We start from the raw sequence: 15,547 nt of genomic DNA on the forward strand, positions 1-15,547 counted from the left end.
GCGGCTTTTGTGCGAAGTTGAAGCGGACGCAGGGCGTACTGGGGCTTATCCAATTCGCTCCGTATGTGAATGAATATTTGGCGACAGGAGTCCCAAGTGTTTCATGAGGTAGGATGGCGCGCCTGTGACCGTAGTCCCTGGGGATACAATTAGATTAAGAGCTACCTCACCGAATCCAAGGTGCAAGGATTTTACTTTGGCGATAAGAGAAAATGATGCGGCTAGGCGTTAATTTTGCAGAACAGAGTGATTGCCGAAATGGCTAACCCCCGCTAATTAATGATGTTGAAGACTTGCTAACAAGGCAGAGTGAAAGCATATGTTGATTGGGATAATAAACAAGACTGAAAAAATAGAGAAAATTATGACTAAAAAAATCCTTTTATTGGTTGGTATTTCTAGTATAGCACTTTCCTTAACGGCTTGTGGTACATCGCCGCAGCGCATTGATGCAACAGGTAATGAAGGGATTGTTTCTATAGATCAGGTAAACTTTAAAGACTGGCAGATTGCAGCAGAAAAAGGTATTACTTCTTTGCTTGAATCTGGGGTATTAAGTCGTAACGATGGGCGCAAAAGTATTCTAATGATCAGTACGGTAAAAAATTCAACAACTCAGCATATTAATACGCGAATTCTTACCGATAAGATTAGGCAGGCATTGCTCCGCTCTGGCAAGGCGCTGACGACAACAGCGGTTGGTGGCAATGGCCCTGATGATATTGCCAGCAAACAAGTACGTAGGTTAGAAGAAGATGATATGTTTAATCAATCTACTGTACAAAAAGCAGGGACAGCCATCGCTCCAGACATGAGTTTTTCAGGGGAGATTGTTCAGCAGAAAGCAACACAAGGAAGAATGAGTGAGTCTTATTTTTTCTTTCATATGGCGGTGACAGATTTAACAACTGGCCTAGCCGTTTGGGAGGATAATGTAGAAATTGTTAAGCAGGGTAAAAAGCCAATTTTTGGTTGGTAGTGCGACCTTGAATGCGTGATTTTTTAGATTTGTTTGTTCATTGGCAAAGACTTTCTCGGCAGCATAGTTGTTAGCTGTAAGCAGGTTATAGGTGTAGGGAGTCATTATCAGTATGGAGATTGAATGTTACAAGCGCATCAAAATACTATCCAAGTAATTGCAACAGCTCTAGGAGTGTTATCGGTATTTTGGGGTTTATTGGTTGTTTTGTTTTCTCTGGTAGATCCTATAGCCCCAATGTTTGCATATTTTGCTATTCCTTTTATTTTGTTATCATTAGTGTTTGGGTGCAAAGGCTGGCTGATGGTCAAACTTTTTGGGGCATTGTTTATTTTGTCGCATTGTTTAGCATTTTGGACAATCCATGATATTGAAAGCAAAGCTACCGTAGTAAAATCTTCAGAACCTTTTAACGAAGATGTTTTTATTAAGTGTAGTGAAGCAATGTTGGGTGGTGTGAAGGAAAGTCAAAAGAAACTTACGTTGCAACAAAAAACTGATTTTAATCGTTGTGTAAACTAGGACAGTAGCAAAAAACAGCTAACAAAAAATGCGCCCCTTTAAACTGCGTGCTGATTTTGGTGTTGGGTTGGACTGTTAGATACTGTTAGATACGGAAAATTGTATGTCCGGTAATATGGGCAATGGGCGAAACCTCCTTTGCCGCTCCTTTACCACAGCACGGTTCAGTATAAACAGATCTGTTTGGTTTATTTAATATCGCTGTAATTTCTAATCGTCATCGTCATCAGTGGGAATTTGACCGCGAAATTCCTCGGATAAAAGCATTTGTGCGCCACTAATTACCAGAATGTCATCTTGTTGTAATGTCCTCTGGATAAAGTAATTCTCGGTATTTATCCGTTTTTTTTGACCGATTAAAATGCGTTTAAAATGTTCATCATCAACTTTAATATAAACAAAACTTTGACCTAAGTGCCAGACTAAGGCGGATACGGGGATGATAACGCCAGATAGGGCGGCTTCTTGTGTGGGAATCCAAGCATTGACACGTTGCTGATATCCTTCAAATACTTTATTACTTAAGTAAAAATAGGGTGCACCCGTTTGTTGGTTTATGCCTGAGATAGGTGCATTGGAAATTAATTTGGCCGCTTGTTTGGGTTCGTTTTGATTGGCGGTTTGTAATGCAATAGTTGTGGGTGGAACTTTTAATTGTTTAGGGAGATAAAGTAAGTAAAGGCATTTGTTCTTTTCGCTTAGATCAAGAAAATGCGGGGACTGTGCACTTAAGAACCAGTGGCTGACGATTTTCCCCCATTGTGCTTCTGTCTGTAGGCGTAATGTCTCACTCTGACTTTGGGATGCTTGAGCATTTACTTTGGCAATATCTAGATGCGTTTTTTGTTCTCTGAATTTGCGTGTAGAAATGATATTTTCATGTTGTAAATTTTGTACGCGTCGCATATCCCATTGTGCTTGTTCTAGCTGTAGGAGGGCCATTTGTTGTTCTGCCAAAGCTTTAAAATAATTAGCGCGCGCCTGAAATAACGGGAGTAAATCGACTAAGATTGCAAAGGTTTCAATTTGGGGGTTAAAGTAAGTACGGTGTAATTTTATTGTTTTTAAGTCACTTATTATTTGTGCAGGTTCTTCGATAACGACATTATATTGCGTCATCGTGTCGTTATCATCGGCATAACTATTAAAGCTAAATAGGAAAAAGCATAAAATGAGTAAGGAGTGTAGTATTCGCATAATAAATTTAGTCTATTGGCAGGCTTCTCGGTGACGTTTCATTACCCACGGGTATTTTGAAATATTAAGGTCTATAGAGTGTCCTGACGATAAAAATCGCATCAGGCAAACTTTTTAACGAAGATTGATTAGTTTGCTTGTCTCATCTATTCAAAGGGCTGCTAATGAAAGTTAGCCTGAGAATTTTTAGCATAGCTTTTTGTTAATAAGCTAGCAACGTAGCTATGGGTAAAAATTCAGCGGTTAGCAACCCGCAGTCGTGACCGCGCGAAGTATATTATAAGATATTTAGGGTAAAGCTCAGAGAGGAAACTGGCTTTATAGTAAAATACCCCTAGTAATGAAAAAATTTAATCTATTTTTTAAACCTTAAAAAAATGAGAGAAAAATGAGTGAACTTCCTAAACAATTAAAATATGCCACTACGCATGAGTGGGTCAAGCCAGAAAGCGATCTTGTCGTTAAAGTCGGTATTACTGATTTTGCTCAAGAAGAATTGGGTGACTTAGTTTATATAGAGTTACCTGAAGTGGGGCGGAAACTAGCAGAAAAAGAGCAGTGTGCGGTAGTAGAGTCCGTAAAAACGGCTTCTGATTTATTCAGCCCTGTTGCAGGCGAAGTCATCGCTATAAACGAAGCGTTGGCAGATTCACCTGAACTCGTTAATGAGGATGCTTTTGGTACTTGGTTATTTAGTTTAAAAATAGATAACGCAGCGGATTTGGATACGTTGTTAGATGCGGATGCTTATGCTGAGTCGATTGCCTAGGGTATTTGTTAACCGTTTTATTGGTAAAAGTATAGGGGCTTAAAGTTACTCACAAAATCTGTGGATAACTCTGTGTGTAATTTGCAACTTGTGATGCTAAATGGCTGTAATTATTATGCTTTTGTTAAATTGTCTATAAGCTATACAGCATTATAAATCAGTCGCTTAGAGATATTTTTATCGGTGTGGTGGCGTTGAATATTATATTATTTAGCTTGACAAGATTTTGTGTGTAAGAATAAATAAAAGGCAAAGGTTGCGGTGAGTATTATGCTTGCATTTATATTAGGGGCGTCTATTTTTAACGTGATCAATACACTGAAGATATTTGTAAGTGTTTGGTTTTAAAATATTTTTAACTTAAATAAAGTTACCCACAAAAGCTGTGGATAACTCTGTGGGTAATTTGCAACTAACAATGCTAAATAGCTGTAATTGTTACAGTTTTGTTACATTGGCTAAAAAATATACATCTTTATATATCAATAACTTATAGCGTCTTTAGACGTTTTTCTAGGACTAATAAAAAATAGTTTTTACTTGACAGGATTTTGTGGAAAATGGCTAATCAAAATGCAAAAGGTGTAAAGCGTATTGTTAATGCGATCTTTTTTTCAATAGCGGGTTTTAAAGCAGTATGGAAACATGAGGAAGCTTTCAGACAAGAAGTTTATTTATTGATAGTTGCTGCTCCTTTAGCTGTTTGGCTAACCGAAAATAATATTGAAAGGGTATTGTTAATAGGGAGCTTAGTGGGAGTGCTGTTGGTTGAATTATTAAATTCAGCAGTTGAAGCGGCTATTGATAGAATAGGATTTGAACACCATGAGCTATCAGGTAGAGCAAAAGATATAGGTTCTTCTGCAGTTATGTTATCGTTGGCGTTAGCAGCGTTAACTTGGACGTTGATTTTAATTTAAGAGGAAAAGAAATAAATGAGTGCATTGATTTGTGGATCTATGGCTTACGACACGATTATGGTGTTTCATGACCAATTTAAAAATCACATTTTGCCTGATAAAGTACATATGCTAAATGTGTCTTTTTTAGTACCTGTGATTCGTAGGGAATTTGGTGGTTGTGCCGGAAATATTGCATATAACTTAAAATTATTGGGTGAAATACCGAAAATTATGGCGACTGTAGGCCATGATTTTGAGCCGTATGCGCAGTGGTTGAGCCAGTGTAAAATTTCCAGTGAATATATTCAAAAACTAGATGAGCATTATACTGGACAAGCTTATATCACGACGGATCAAGATGATAATCAAATTACTGCATTTCATCCTGGGGCAATGAATGAATCGCATGTTAATTCAGTGTTAGATGCCAAAGACGTTGAAATCGGTATTGTTTCACCTGATGGAAAATTAGGTATGCAACAGCATGCTAAAGAATTTGTGGAAGCTGGGATTCCATTTATTTTTGACCCTGGTCAAGGCATGCCCATGTTTAGTGGCGAGGAATTACTGGAGTTATTAGAGCTGGCAACCTGGGCAACGTTTAATGATTATGAGTCGGAGCTCATGCAAGAGCGTACCGGGTTAACTTTAGAACAAATTGCAGAGAAAGTTGATGCTTTAGTGATTACTCTAGGTGGGCAAGGCTCAAAAATCTATAGTCAAGGGAAGTGTATTGATATTCCTGCTGCTAAAGCTAAAGAATTAAGAGATCCAACAGGCTGTGGTGATGCGTTTCGTGCAGGTCTATTGTTCGGCATTTTGAGTGACTATGACTGGGCAACAACTGGCCGTATTGCTTCTTTATTAGGTGCGATAAAAATTGAACACAATGGCACTCAAAACCATAGCTTCACTATGGCACAGTTTAAACAGCGTTATCAGGATAGTTTTGAGAGGGCATTTTAGTTTAAACTTTCTTATTCTTGTTTTCAGGGTTAGGTTTACTGCTATTAAATTAAGAAAATAAGTAGGGGAGGCTAATAATATGAAGCGCGTCATCACGTATGTATATGATGCGCTCACTGCCTTAAGTTAAGGAATTAGCTCATTGGGGCGCAGTGCTTTAGCCTGCTTTCATAGCTGAAAATAGCCGGCTAAGCACTGCGCCCCATATTCTATTGCTCTTAACTTAATGACAGTGTTAGGCCACAGCAACAATCTGCCCACCTGAGGCTCGCAACAGGTGACACCAGCCAAACCAAGCGAGCAAAAGGACAATGTTATGATAGGCTAAAAAATATACTCTTACGACCTGGATATTACGGGCATGACGGATTACGGTATTCCGCTGTTATCCATCGTTTCGGGTCAGTCCAAAGTCCCACCGCAAGGTGCTCGCATCGACGTGGCCTTTGCGGGCCTAGCCACAGGCCGCCTGACTGGTTCGGTGCAAGGGGTCGACTACCTGAGGATTCGTGCCGACGGCCGCATCGACCTTGATATTCGCGCCACCGTTGAGACCAAAGATGGTTGCAGGATCGCTCTCTCGGCCGATGGCGTGGGCATACCGCGTGCCACTGAGCCGGTCGCCGACTTGTGTGAAAATGTCATGCTCACGACGGCGGAAGAAAGTTACGCTTGGGTTAATACGCGACAAGTCTGGGCTGTTGGAACAGTGAATTTCGATACTGGCAAGATTCACCTCGACGCATACATGCAGTGAACGGCCGACGTCTCATTGCGCAGAATGAGGCCTAACAAAAAAACGTGCCCCTTTAAACTGCGCGCTGATTTTGGCGATATGATGCGCTTCGATCTCAGTCTTATTTTACAACTAAGCCCCACGGGTAACGCCCGACAGCAATGGATTTAGTGACTTTCATTAAATCAAGGTCAATAATAGAAATATCATTACTGACCCCGTTAGTGGTGTACACTCTTTTTTGATCTGGAGAAAATGCCAGGTTCCAGACTCTTTGCCCCACCAAAAAATACCTTTCCACTGCGAATGATTGCGCATTGATTAAAGCAACGCGATTAGCAGGTCCTAATGCGACCAAAGCCCATTTATTTTGTTTATCGAAAATCACGCCAACAGGTTGAATTTTATCAGAACTTACCCCAGGAATAGTGAAATTAATGGTTTTAATTTTGCTGTGATTTTTTGTATCTAGCACAGTTACGGTACCACCCATTTCAGATGTCACCCACAGTTGCTGACTATCTGCGCTAAAGCTTAAACCTCTGGGGCGAGGGTCGACTAGCGTATTATCCTCTACAGTCAATGTTTTACGGTTAATCCAGTGCACCATATTGGTTGCTTCAGAAGCGCTAACGACCCATTTTTCGTCAGGGCTGACAGTGACAGGTTCCGGTTCTACACCGACGGGAATGGTTTTAATGGCTTTAGCAGTATTAATATCAAGCACAGTAATGAGACTATCATCTTCATTTGAGACATAAAGCTGGTCACCTGATGGATTCATGGCAAAGGTTTCTGGATCCTCCCCTGAAGGTAACGTACCTACGGCTTTTAAAGTTTTAATATCAATAACCTGAATAATATCATCGTCACTGCAGGCAATATACAGTTGTTGCTGATTTTTACTTAAGACAATGCCGCGCGGGCGTTGACCTATCGCAACTGTTTTTAATAGTTTGCCTGCAATGGGATCGACAATAGCTAAAGCATTATCTTTTTCTAGGGTGACATAGATTGTTTCAGAATTAACCTGGCTATTGATTAAAAATAAGACCAGCGCTAAAAATTGCTTCATAGTGTCTCTTGTGTAAAGTTATAACAATGTGTCAAGATAGCATTTTTCAGTGTATGACTGGGGTCGTCGCAATAAATAAGGAAATTTTCCCAATGAGTTTACGGTATCAAATTAGTATCAGGATTTTATTGATTTCGCTATGTATTCTTTTTCTGGGAGGCTCTATTGGGATTTGGCAGGCACGGCAATCGGTTAGTAAGGAAGTGGATTCTTCCATTAATTTAGCATTGCAACTGATTAAGATAGGTATTGGTGCGAACAGAAGTAATCAAACGGACTGGATGTTTCGTTTGAGTCGTTTAGAACAAACGCGGCACTTAAATATCCAACTGAAAACAGCAGCAGGTGAGTTAGTTAATATTTCTCAACATCGACAACAGAATACATCAGATGATATGCCGCCCGATTGGTTTATTCATTTAGTGCTTGGTGAATATCCAAAAGTAGAATATCCCATTGAAACTTCGAATAACAGTGTCTTGACTTTGATTATTCAAGCCAATCCGATGGATGAAATTTCGGAAGCCTGGCAAGAAAGCATTGCCTTTTTTAGTTCTTTAGTGGTGTTGATTTTTTTGACCTTTGTTTCCGTTCAATTAGTGTTTAATAAAACCATCAAATCCATTCATTCAATTATTGAGCATCTTAAAGAGATTGAAACAGGAGACTATCAGAAGGCATTAGCTGAGTTCTCTACTCAAGAATATGATGATATAGCCAAAGCTATTAATCACATGACGGAGGTGCTGGATAAAACCGAAAAACAAAACAGGGCATTGACCCAGCATTCTTTAGAAATTCAGGAAGAAGAAAGGCAACATTTATCTCAGGAATTGCATGATGAGTTTGGTCAGTCATTGACGGCTATTAAAGTCATGGCAGTGACTGCAGCACATGAAAAAGCAGATACAAAAAAAATCACCACATCCATGATTGAAATTTGCGACCATTTAATGACGGTTGTTCGCTCAATGATGAAACAGTTACATCCTTTAATATTGACAGAATTGGGTTTGAAAGCCACGCTAGAAGATTTGCTACACCATTGGGAAGTTAGGCATGCGCCAACGGTGTTTACTTTGCATTATGATGATGCTGTTGACCAGCTAGAACAAACGATGGTGATACAAATTTTTCGGGTGATTCAAGAAAGTTTAACTAATATTGTTCGGCATGCACAAGCCAGTCAGGTAGATATTAGTCTTCAGATTAACTCTGAGTCAGATACGCTGGTTTTATCCATTACTGATGATGGGGTAGGTTGTGATCTTGAGCAGATTTCATCTGGGTTTGGCTTATTAGGGATGAAAGAAAGAATCAAACTATTAGGGGGGGATTTTAAAATACAATCTCAAATTAACAAAGGGCTACAAATTAAGGCAGAAATTCCTTTATCATGAACAGTAAAATAAAAGTTTTGTTAGTCGATGACCATGCGGTAGTAAGAGCTGGCTTTAAGTTGTTATTGGCTACTTCATCCAATATAGAAGTGGTTGCTGAAGCGGAGTCAGGAGAGCAATCTATTCAGCTTTATCAGTCTTGTCAGCCAGATATTGTTGTGTTGGATTTATCTATGCCAGGTATTGGGGGCTTAGAAACTATCAAACGCTTAGTGCAACGCAATGAAAAGATAAATATTTTAGTCTTTAGCGTGCATGATGAACAGGTTTATATTACGCGCGCTTTAAATGCGGGAGCAAAGGGTTATATTACTAAAAACAGTGCACCTGAAATTTTACCAGAAGCGATAGAGAGTATTTATAATGGACAGCGATATGTTGAACAGGGGCTACTCAAGCAAAATGGCAATAAAGCCTCGGAGCATGATTTTCAATCGGTTATACAAACATTTTCAACCCGCGAATTTGATATTTTTCGCTTATTGGCTAAAGGCTTAACAGCACATAAAATAGCTGATGAATTATGTTTAGGCTATAAAACGGTAGCAAATTACGTGACTCAAATTAAGAAAAAATTACAAGTATCCAGTATTGCAGAGTTAGCTCATATTGCCATATTATTGGGAATTATGAAGCATTAAGGAATAATTCCCGTATAAATACAAGAATCCTTCCCATTACAGCCCCTGCTTTATATTTGATAATATCAATTTCTTAATTGGGGTGAGCATGAACTTAAGTAGGCTATTTTTAATTTCCTTTGCAATTATTTCGATGGGAGCCTATGCACATGGGCCGACACCTAAAAAAGCAGATAAAAGTATTATTATTAATGCTTCTGTTGATAAGGTCTGGGCAGTAGTTAAAGACTTTAACAAAATTTCAGACTGGCATCCTGATGTACTCTCCAGTGAGGGGGATAGTAACAATAAATCAGGCGATGAGCGCAAGCTAACCCTGAAAAGTGGTGTATTAACAGAAGGTCTGGACTATTTTAGCGAGACTGACCACGAATACAACTATCGCTTAAGCACTGAGAATACCGATGTCTTTCCTGTGAGTTCCTATACGACCGCTATTCAATTAATTGCCGAGGGTGATAAAACCAAGGTTAAATGGAAAAGTCGTTTTTATCGTGGAGACACCAGTAATAGTCCACCAGAAAGATTGAATGATGAAGCGGCTGTTAAAGCAATGAATAGCTTTATTATGAATGGCTTGGAAGGCTTAAAAGAGGCGGTGGAAAAATAAATATGCTGCGATTATCTCTTGCTCTGTTGTTGTTTGGTTTCTCTGGTTTGATAGCCAGTGCTCCTTATTTTTATAGCAATCAGCCCTCATAATCCATGGTTTGCAGTGACCTACCCTGAACAGGGTATGATCAGTTTTATGGATAGCGAAAAACTGATTCCCTTAGAGCATATCAGTGTTGGCGGAAGTCCTTTTGGTGCTGTTTTTGCTGGCGGGCATCTTTATTATAGTGATTGGAGTAGGAATTTAGTGGGTGTTATTCACCCAGGGACAGGGCGTACCATCAAAAAAATTACCGTTGGAAAATCACCGGCAGGAATAGCGACTAATGCCTGTGAATCACAAGTATGGGTGCTTAATAGAGAAAGTAATAGTATCTCAGTGATAGATACAGATAATTTTAAGGTGATTAAAAATATAGCCGTCGGGCGGGCGCCTTTTGCGCTTGCTATGGATGAGCGATTTGCTTATATTGCCAATTCACAAGGTAATACCTTGAGTATTGTTGATTTAGCGGGTTTATCCGAAATAAAACGAATTAAAGTAGGGCGAATGCCTTATGGGGTGGCAGTCGACCAAAAACAGCATAAGGTATATGTTAGCAATCAACTGGAAAATACCGTGAGTGTATTAGATGCTAAAACTCATAAACTCATTCATATTTTAAAAACAGGTGCATACCCTGAAAATATCGCAGTCGATGAAGAAAATCAGCATTTATTTGTGTTGAACTGGTTTGATGGCAGTTTGAGTGTGTTTGACACTCAAACAGATAAGGCGTTAAAACTGATTAATCTGAGTGAGGGAAGCCGAGCTTTTGGGCAGTTTGTAAGTGAATCCAAAGTATGCATGAAGAAGTAGGGTGTGCTGACGATAGGAAGCGCATCGTTTGTGCGTGTGTGATGCGCTTTCTATCGTTAGTCTCCTAACTTATCAGGCTCTATTAGTCCTTGTCGCGTTGCCATCAAAGTAAACTCAGCAATTGTTTTAACTGCTAGTTTTTCTTTAATGGTTGTACTGTGATTACACACCGTTTTATAGCTTAAATGGAGGTTTTCGGCTACTTCTCGTGGGCTATTGCCATTGGCTAGTAAACAAAAAACATCAAACTCACGCGGGGAAAGTAGTTTGATCTTAGACTCATCATTTTGCTCAGTAATCATATTAACAGCGAGTTGTTGAGCCATAGGTGCATCAATATAAGTTTGCCCTTGTGCGATAGAACATACTGCCTCTACTAGTGTTTCGGGGACGCTACTTTTGCAGATATAGCCTTTAGCGCCTGATTTAATCGCTCGGGTTGCATAAATAAGTTCATTATGAATACTAAAAACCAAAATTTTACAGCGTGGTTCACGGCTAATTAAACGTCTAATACATTCTAGCCCTCCCATGCCGGGCATAGATAAATCCATTACTACTACATCAGCTGGCTGTTGCATATAGTGTTGACAGGCTGATTCGCCGCTATCTACTTCATAAATAGTGCCTATTTTTTCTGAGAGAGATAAATAAGATTTGTAGCCTTCTCTAACGACGGCATGGTCGTCAACCAATAAAACACTAATTTTAGTCATCAATAATTGCTTAAAAAATAAGCGATATCATGAATAGTTTTTCTTTTAAATGATATAGGAGCTTTTCCTTTTTATAGGTAAGGCTGTGGCGGGAATCTTTCCTGGGTTGGCGCAAGGTTTATTCCTTCTTTATTAGTTATTTATTCCGTATTCGAGAGTTTGTTAAGTACATACAATAACGTTTAAGCATTTGCCAATTTACCGTTAGCTTGATCAGTGGCTTTTTAGTGCAGCGTTGGCAAATGCTTCTAAATAAAAAATCAATCAGGAGGAATCATGCAAATTAAAAAATTTGCTCGGAATATGGGAACTACTCTATTAGTTTCTAGTGCAATTTTTGCCGTATCTCAGCAAGCTAGTGCCAACAAGAGGTTAGAGGATTTATCGGAACAGAACACCAACTGGGTCATGCAAACCAAAGATTATGATGCGAGTCATTATAGTAATATGTACCAGATTAATATCCAGAACGTACATAAGCTAAGACCGGTCTGGTCTTTTTCTACCGGTGTTCTTAATGGTCATGAAGGTGGACCTCTGGTCGTTGACGGTATTATGTATGTCCATTCTCCTTTTCCAAACAATATTTTTGCGCTGGATTTAAACGAGCCAGATAAAATTTTATGGGAATACAAGCCTAAGCAAAATCCAGCGGCACGTGCTGTCGCCTGTTGTGATGTGGTAAACAGAGGTTTAGCTTATGCACCAGGAACTAAAGATTATCCACCAACTATTTTTCAAGATCAGCTAGATGGGCATGTGGTGGCTATTCATGCTAAAACGGGAAAAATGCTTTGGAAAATAGAGAACTCTGATATTTCGATGGGTTCAACCTTAACCTCCGCTCCGTTTGTTGCTAAAGATTTAGTTATTGTGGGTAGCGCTGGTGCTGAGCTAGGGGTGCGTGGTTACGCGACTGCCTATAATATTAAAGATGGCTCACAAGTCTGGCGTGTGTATGCGACAGGACCTGATAAAGATATAGGTATCGGGAAAGGCTTTAATGAAGACAATCCACATTATGGACAGTTTGGCTTAGGGACTAAAACTTGGGAAGATGATGCCTGGAAAATTGGCGGTGGTACGAACTGGGGTTGGTACGCTTACGATAGTGATTTAGAAATGCTTTACTATGGTTCAGGTAATCCCGCACCTTGGAATGAAACTATGCGCCCAGGTGATAACAAATGGACTATGACCATTTGGGGGCGTGATGTTAATACCGGTAAAGCAAAATTTGGTTACCAAAAAACACCTCATGATGAGTGGGATTATGCCGGTGTGAATTACATGGGCTTATCTGAGCAAATGGTCGATGGCAAAATGACTAAATTGCTGACCCACCCAGATAGAAATGGTTTGGTTTATACATTGAACCGTGAAAATGGTGATCTAGTTAATGCATTTAAAATTGACGACACTGTTAACTGGGTTAAAAAAGTCGATCTAAAAACAGGCCTGCCTATTCGTGATCCTGAGTATTCAACACATATGGATCATGAAGCAAAAGGCATTTGCCCTTCTGCTATGGGTTACCACAATCAGGGTATTGAATCATATGACCCTGTCAAGAAAACATTCTTTATGGGAACCAATCATATCTGTATGGATTGGGAACCGTTCATGCTGCCATACCGTGCAGGTCAATTCTTTGTTGGCGCAACGCTAAACATGTACCCAGGGCCAAAAGGAACTTTGGGGCAAGTTAAGGCAATGGACTCTGTAACGGGTGAATTTAAGTGGGAAATTGCTGAAAAGTTTGCAGTTTGGGGTGGCACGATGGCGACCGCTGGCGACTTGGTTTTCTACGGCACCTTAGATGGCTATATCAAAGCGCTTAACTCAAAAAATGGCGAAGAGCTTTGGAAGTTTAAATTGCCTTCTGGGGTGATTGGTCATCCGATTACTTATAAGCATAATGGTAAACAATATATTTCTATCTACTATGGTGTCGGTGGTTGGCCTGGTGTGGGCTTGGTTTTTGACTTGCAAGATCCGACTGCTGGTTTGGGTGCGGTAGGTGCGTTTAAAGAATTGGCACATTACACCCAAATGGGTGGTGGCGTCATGACTTTTGCATTGGATTGATAAGCACCTGGGTGGATAACGCTATTGTTTATCCACCCTATACAAACTCACACGATTAATAGATAAAAAAATGATATTGAAACAGAGATTGCTCTATCTAACTGGATTGGCATTAATTTCTGGCTGTGCGGCAAATGCACAACCAGAGATTGCTTCGGCACCTACGGGTAAGGTACTTAAAGTTTGTGCTGCTGAAAATGAAATGCCGTACTCCAATAAAAAAGGGGAGGGCTTTGAAAATAGGCTAACTCGCTTAATGGGGCAAAGCTTAAACCGTAAAATAAAATATGTTTACTGGAAAGACCCGCGTTATTTTATTCGTGACTTTTTAGATAAAGGTTTATGTGACGTTGTTATGGGTGTCGATGCAGGTGATCCAAGAGTGGCTACCACCCAGCCTTATTACCGCTCTGCTTATACCTTTATTTCGCGAGAAGAGGATGGTTTGGATTTAAAAGATTGGGATAGTGAAGTTTTGCGCTCAGTTAATCGAATTGGTTATATTCCTGGAACACCGTCAGAAATAATGATTCGAGCGATTGGCCGATATAGCGATACTTTTAACTATAACAAGGAATTGGTTGGCTTTAAGTCACGCCGCAATCAATATGTTAAATATGATGTCAGTAAAATGGTTGGCGATATATCCAGTGGCAAGGCTGAAGTGGCCGTACTTTGGGGGCCATCAGCTGCACGCTATGTTAAAGAATCTACGGTTCCTTTGACCATGACAGTAGTTCCTGATAACAGTACCCGTGCAGATGGTCAAAAAGTGGGGCAGCATTACAGTACAGCGATGGCGGTACGCAAAGGAGAAACGGCATTGCTCAATCAATTGAATAACTTTATTCAACAGCAGAGTTCTGAAATTGAAGAGTTACTGGAAGATGAAGGAATTCCTTTGTTACCTGAAGCGTAATCGTGATGCTATCAATTATAGGATAAATGATGAAATTTAAAATAATAACAAGCGCAGTTCTAGCAACGGCGCTTCTCGGTACAACTGCGCAGGCAGATATAACGTTGCGCCATGCACTGCTTGGTTCTCCATTAGATATGAGTTTTGCTAAAAAGGGAGGAAATACGCCTGCTTTTAAAGAGTTTATGAAAGAAGGTAGAAACCCTTATAACACGGATAAAGAAGCCATTGAGGAAGGGGAGAGTCTCTATATGACAGGCTGTTCAGGTTGTCATGGGCATGAGGCCGAAGGAAAAATTGGGCCAGGGTTGGCAGATGATTATTGGACATATCCAAGTATTGCAACGGATAAAGGTTTGTTTGAAGTTTTATTTGGTGGCGCGAATGGCATGATGGGTCCTCAGTACGTTAATTTTAATACTGATGAGATGCTAAAAATTATGGCTTGGCTACGATCTATTTATACAGGGAAACCGAAAAAAGCAAAGTGGCTGAAAAAATAACTCAGGAGATAAAAATGAAAAATAAAATATTATCAATTGCTATTTTATTAACAGCATCTGTATCGTTTACTGCACAAGCTTATGACGGTACAAATTGTAAAGAACCAGGAAATTGCTGGGAACCTAAGCCTGGTTACCCTGCGCAAGTGGCTGGGAGTAAATATGACCCCAAGCACGATTCCAACGAACTGAATAAACAGTCTGCCTCAATTAAAGAAATGGAAGCACGCAATAAAAAGCGCTCCGACCATTTTAATAAGACCGGCACATTTGTTTATGATGTAGATGAGATTTAAGACACCTCATCTGACAAGATCCTTCTTGTCAACAAAAAGGTATAGGTAGTTATATTTATCCCTTTCTGAAAATAATTAAATTATTTTCAGTAAAGACTAATATTAGCGTTTACTCCAGCTCCCCTCCGAGCTGGAGTCTTTTTTGGATAATAGATTTTGAATAGTCAACTAAGCGACTGGCGTAATTTAGCCATAGAATTTGAGCAACAAATAAACCAGACAGTTTTAGGGCAACAACAAGCTAAGTACCCATGTAAAATTAATTTAACCTTTATGAAAAAGCCACTTTATGACTTCCGCCAATATTTTTAAGCACATTGAACAGCTCTCGCTCTAACGACTGATAAGATTCATAGGCTGAAAAAGG

18 protein-coding genes are annotated in these 15,547 nt (G+C 39.7%); 15 read left to right on the top strand and 3 right to left on the bottom strand.

Translation table 11 applies throughout. From position 1 onward, the window contains the following. Positions 1–364 precede the first annotated feature (364 nt). Complete coding sequence (gene lpoB / locus BQ7314_RS08390) at positions 365–979, top strand: penicillin-binding protein activator LpoB (RefSeq protein ID WP_174483255.1); 615 nt, start codon at positions 365–367, stop codon at positions 977–979. A 123-nt stretch (positions 980–1,102) separates the two neighbouring features. Next, positions 1,103–1,501, top strand: a complete 399-nt coding sequence (locus tag BQ7314_RS08395; RefSeq protein WP_174483256.1) for a hypothetical protein — start codon at positions 1,103–1,105, stop codon at positions 1,499–1,501. 210 nt (positions 1,502–1,711) lie between these two features. On the opposite strand, the gene BQ7314_RS08400 is transcribed toward BQ7314_RS08395, so the two are convergent. Further along, positions 1,712–2,620, bottom strand: coding sequence for an efflux RND transporter periplasmic adaptor subunit (locus BQ7314_RS08400; RefSeq protein ID WP_217423836.1), 909 nt, complete (start codon positions 2,618–2,620; stop codon positions 1,712–1,714). A gap of 466 nt (positions 2,621–3,086) precedes the next feature. On the opposite strand from BQ7314_RS08400, the gene gcvH reads away from it, so the two are divergent. The 4 genes from gcvH to BQ7314_RS08420 all read left to right on the top strand — a co-directional run bounded on the left by gcvH (position 3,087) and on the right by BQ7314_RS08420 (position 6,092). Continuing rightward, entirely contained in the window at positions 3,087–3,467 is a 381-nt protein-coding gene (gene gcvH / locus BQ7314_RS08405; protein ID WP_174483258.1) for a glycine cleavage system protein GcvH, read from the top strand. Between the two features lie 560 nt (positions 3,468–4,027). Next, positions 4,028–4,387 carry a diacylglycerol kinase gene (locus tag BQ7314_RS08410; RefSeq protein WP_174483259.1) on the top strand — a complete coding sequence of 120 codons (360 nt, stop codon included), beginning with the start codon at positions 4,028–4,030 and terminating at the stop codon, positions 4,385–4,387. A 15-nt stretch (positions 4,388–4,402) separates the two neighbouring features. Beyond that, entirely contained in the window at positions 4,403–5,335 is a 933-nt protein-coding gene (locus tag BQ7314_RS08415; protein ID WP_174483260.1) for a carbohydrate kinase family protein, read from the top strand. Positions 5,336–5,696: 361 nt separating this feature from the next. Beyond that, a complete protein-coding gene (locus BQ7314_RS08420) occupies positions 5,697–6,092 on the top strand; it encodes a DUF3237 family protein (protein ID WP_174483261.1) in 396 nt (131 codons plus the stop codon). A 100-nt stretch (positions 6,093–6,192) separates the two neighbouring features. Here the strand turns inward: BQ7314_RS08420 and BQ7314_RS08425 are convergent, their stop codons facing one another. Further along, positions 6,193–7,146, bottom strand: a complete 954-nt coding sequence (locus BQ7314_RS08425) for a PQQ-dependent catabolism-associated beta-propeller protein (RefSeq protein WP_174483262.1) — start codon at positions 7,144–7,146, stop codon at positions 6,193–6,195. Between the two features lie 92 nt (positions 7,147–7,238). Here BQ7314_RS08425 and BQ7314_RS08430 point away from each other — a divergent pair, with 92 nt between their 5' ends. The 4 genes from BQ7314_RS08430 (at position 7,239) to BQ7314_RS08445 (ending at position 10,658) form a co-directional block, all read left to right on the top strand. Next, the gene (locus BQ7314_RS08430) at positions 7,239–8,546 is read left to right on the top strand and encodes an ATP-binding protein (protein WP_174483263.1); all 1,308 of its coding nucleotides are present in this window, start codon (positions 7,239–7,241) and stop codon (positions 8,544–8,546) included. Further along, positions 8,543–9,187, top strand: a complete 645-nt coding sequence (locus BQ7314_RS08435; protein ID WP_174483264.1) for a response regulator — start codon at positions 8,543–8,545, stop codon at positions 9,185–9,187. The genes BQ7314_RS08430 and BQ7314_RS08435 overlap by 4 nt, the downstream gene beginning before the upstream one ends. A gap of 88 nt (positions 9,188–9,275) precedes the next feature. Next, on the top strand, positions 9,276–9,797 hold the full coding sequence (locus tag BQ7314_RS08440) for an SRPBCC family protein (RefSeq protein ID WP_174483265.1): 522 nt from the start codon (positions 9,276–9,278) through the stop codon (positions 9,795–9,797). A gap of 105 nt (positions 9,798–9,902) precedes the next feature. After that, positions 9,903–10,658, top strand: coding sequence for a YncE family protein (locus tag BQ7314_RS08445; protein WP_174483266.1), 756 nt, complete (start codon positions 9,903–9,905; stop codon positions 10,656–10,658). 56 nt (positions 10,659–10,714) lie between these two features. Here BQ7314_RS08445 and BQ7314_RS08450 read toward each other — a convergent pair whose 3' ends face one another. Continuing rightward, positions 10,715–11,377: a response regulator gene (locus BQ7314_RS08450; RefSeq protein WP_174483267.1), complete on the bottom strand. Its 663-nt coding sequence runs from the start codon at positions 11,375–11,377 to the stop codon at positions 10,715–10,717. 273 nt (positions 11,378–11,650) lie between these two features. Between BQ7314_RS08450 and BQ7314_RS08455 the strand changes: the two genes are divergently transcribed. The 5 genes from BQ7314_RS08455 (at position 11,651) to BQ7314_RS08475 (ending at position 15,492) form a co-directional block, all read left to right on the top strand. Then, complete coding sequence (locus tag BQ7314_RS08455) at positions 11,651–13,462, top strand: methanol/ethanol family PQQ-dependent dehydrogenase (RefSeq protein WP_174483268.1); 1,812 nt, start codon at positions 11,651–11,653, stop codon at positions 13,460–13,462. A gap of 70 nt (positions 13,463–13,532) precedes the next feature. Continuing rightward, entirely contained in the window at positions 13,533–14,381 is an 849-nt protein-coding gene (gene moxJ / locus BQ7314_RS08460; RefSeq protein WP_174483269.1) for a methanol oxidation system protein MoxJ, read from the top strand. Between the two features lie 26 nt (positions 14,382–14,407). Next, positions 14,408–14,884, top strand: coding sequence for a cytochrome c(L), periplasmic (gene moxG, locus BQ7314_RS08465; RefSeq protein ID WP_425356639.1), 477 nt, complete (start codon positions 14,408–14,410; stop codon positions 14,882–14,884). Between the two features lie 14 nt (positions 14,885–14,898). Beyond that, positions 14,899–15,180, top strand: a complete 282-nt coding sequence (locus BQ7314_RS08470; protein ID WP_174483271.1) for a methanol dehydrogenase [cytochrome c] subunit — start codon at positions 14,899–14,901, stop codon at positions 15,178–15,180. Positions 15,181–15,336: 156 nt separating this feature from the next. Further along, positions 15,337–15,492 (top strand): hypothetical protein, encoded by a 156-nt coding sequence (locus tag BQ7314_RS08475; RefSeq protein WP_174483272.1) that lies wholly within the window; start codon positions 15,337–15,339, stop codon positions 15,490–15,492. The last annotated feature ends 55 nt before the right edge of the window (positions 15,493–15,547 follow it).

Origin of the sequence: methanotrophic endosymbiont of Bathymodiolus puteoserpentis (Logatchev) (assembly GCF_900128525.1) — a bacterium.
Classification (GTDB): domain Bacteria; phylum Pseudomonadota; class Gammaproteobacteria; order Methylococcales; family Methylomonadaceae; genus Methyloprofundus.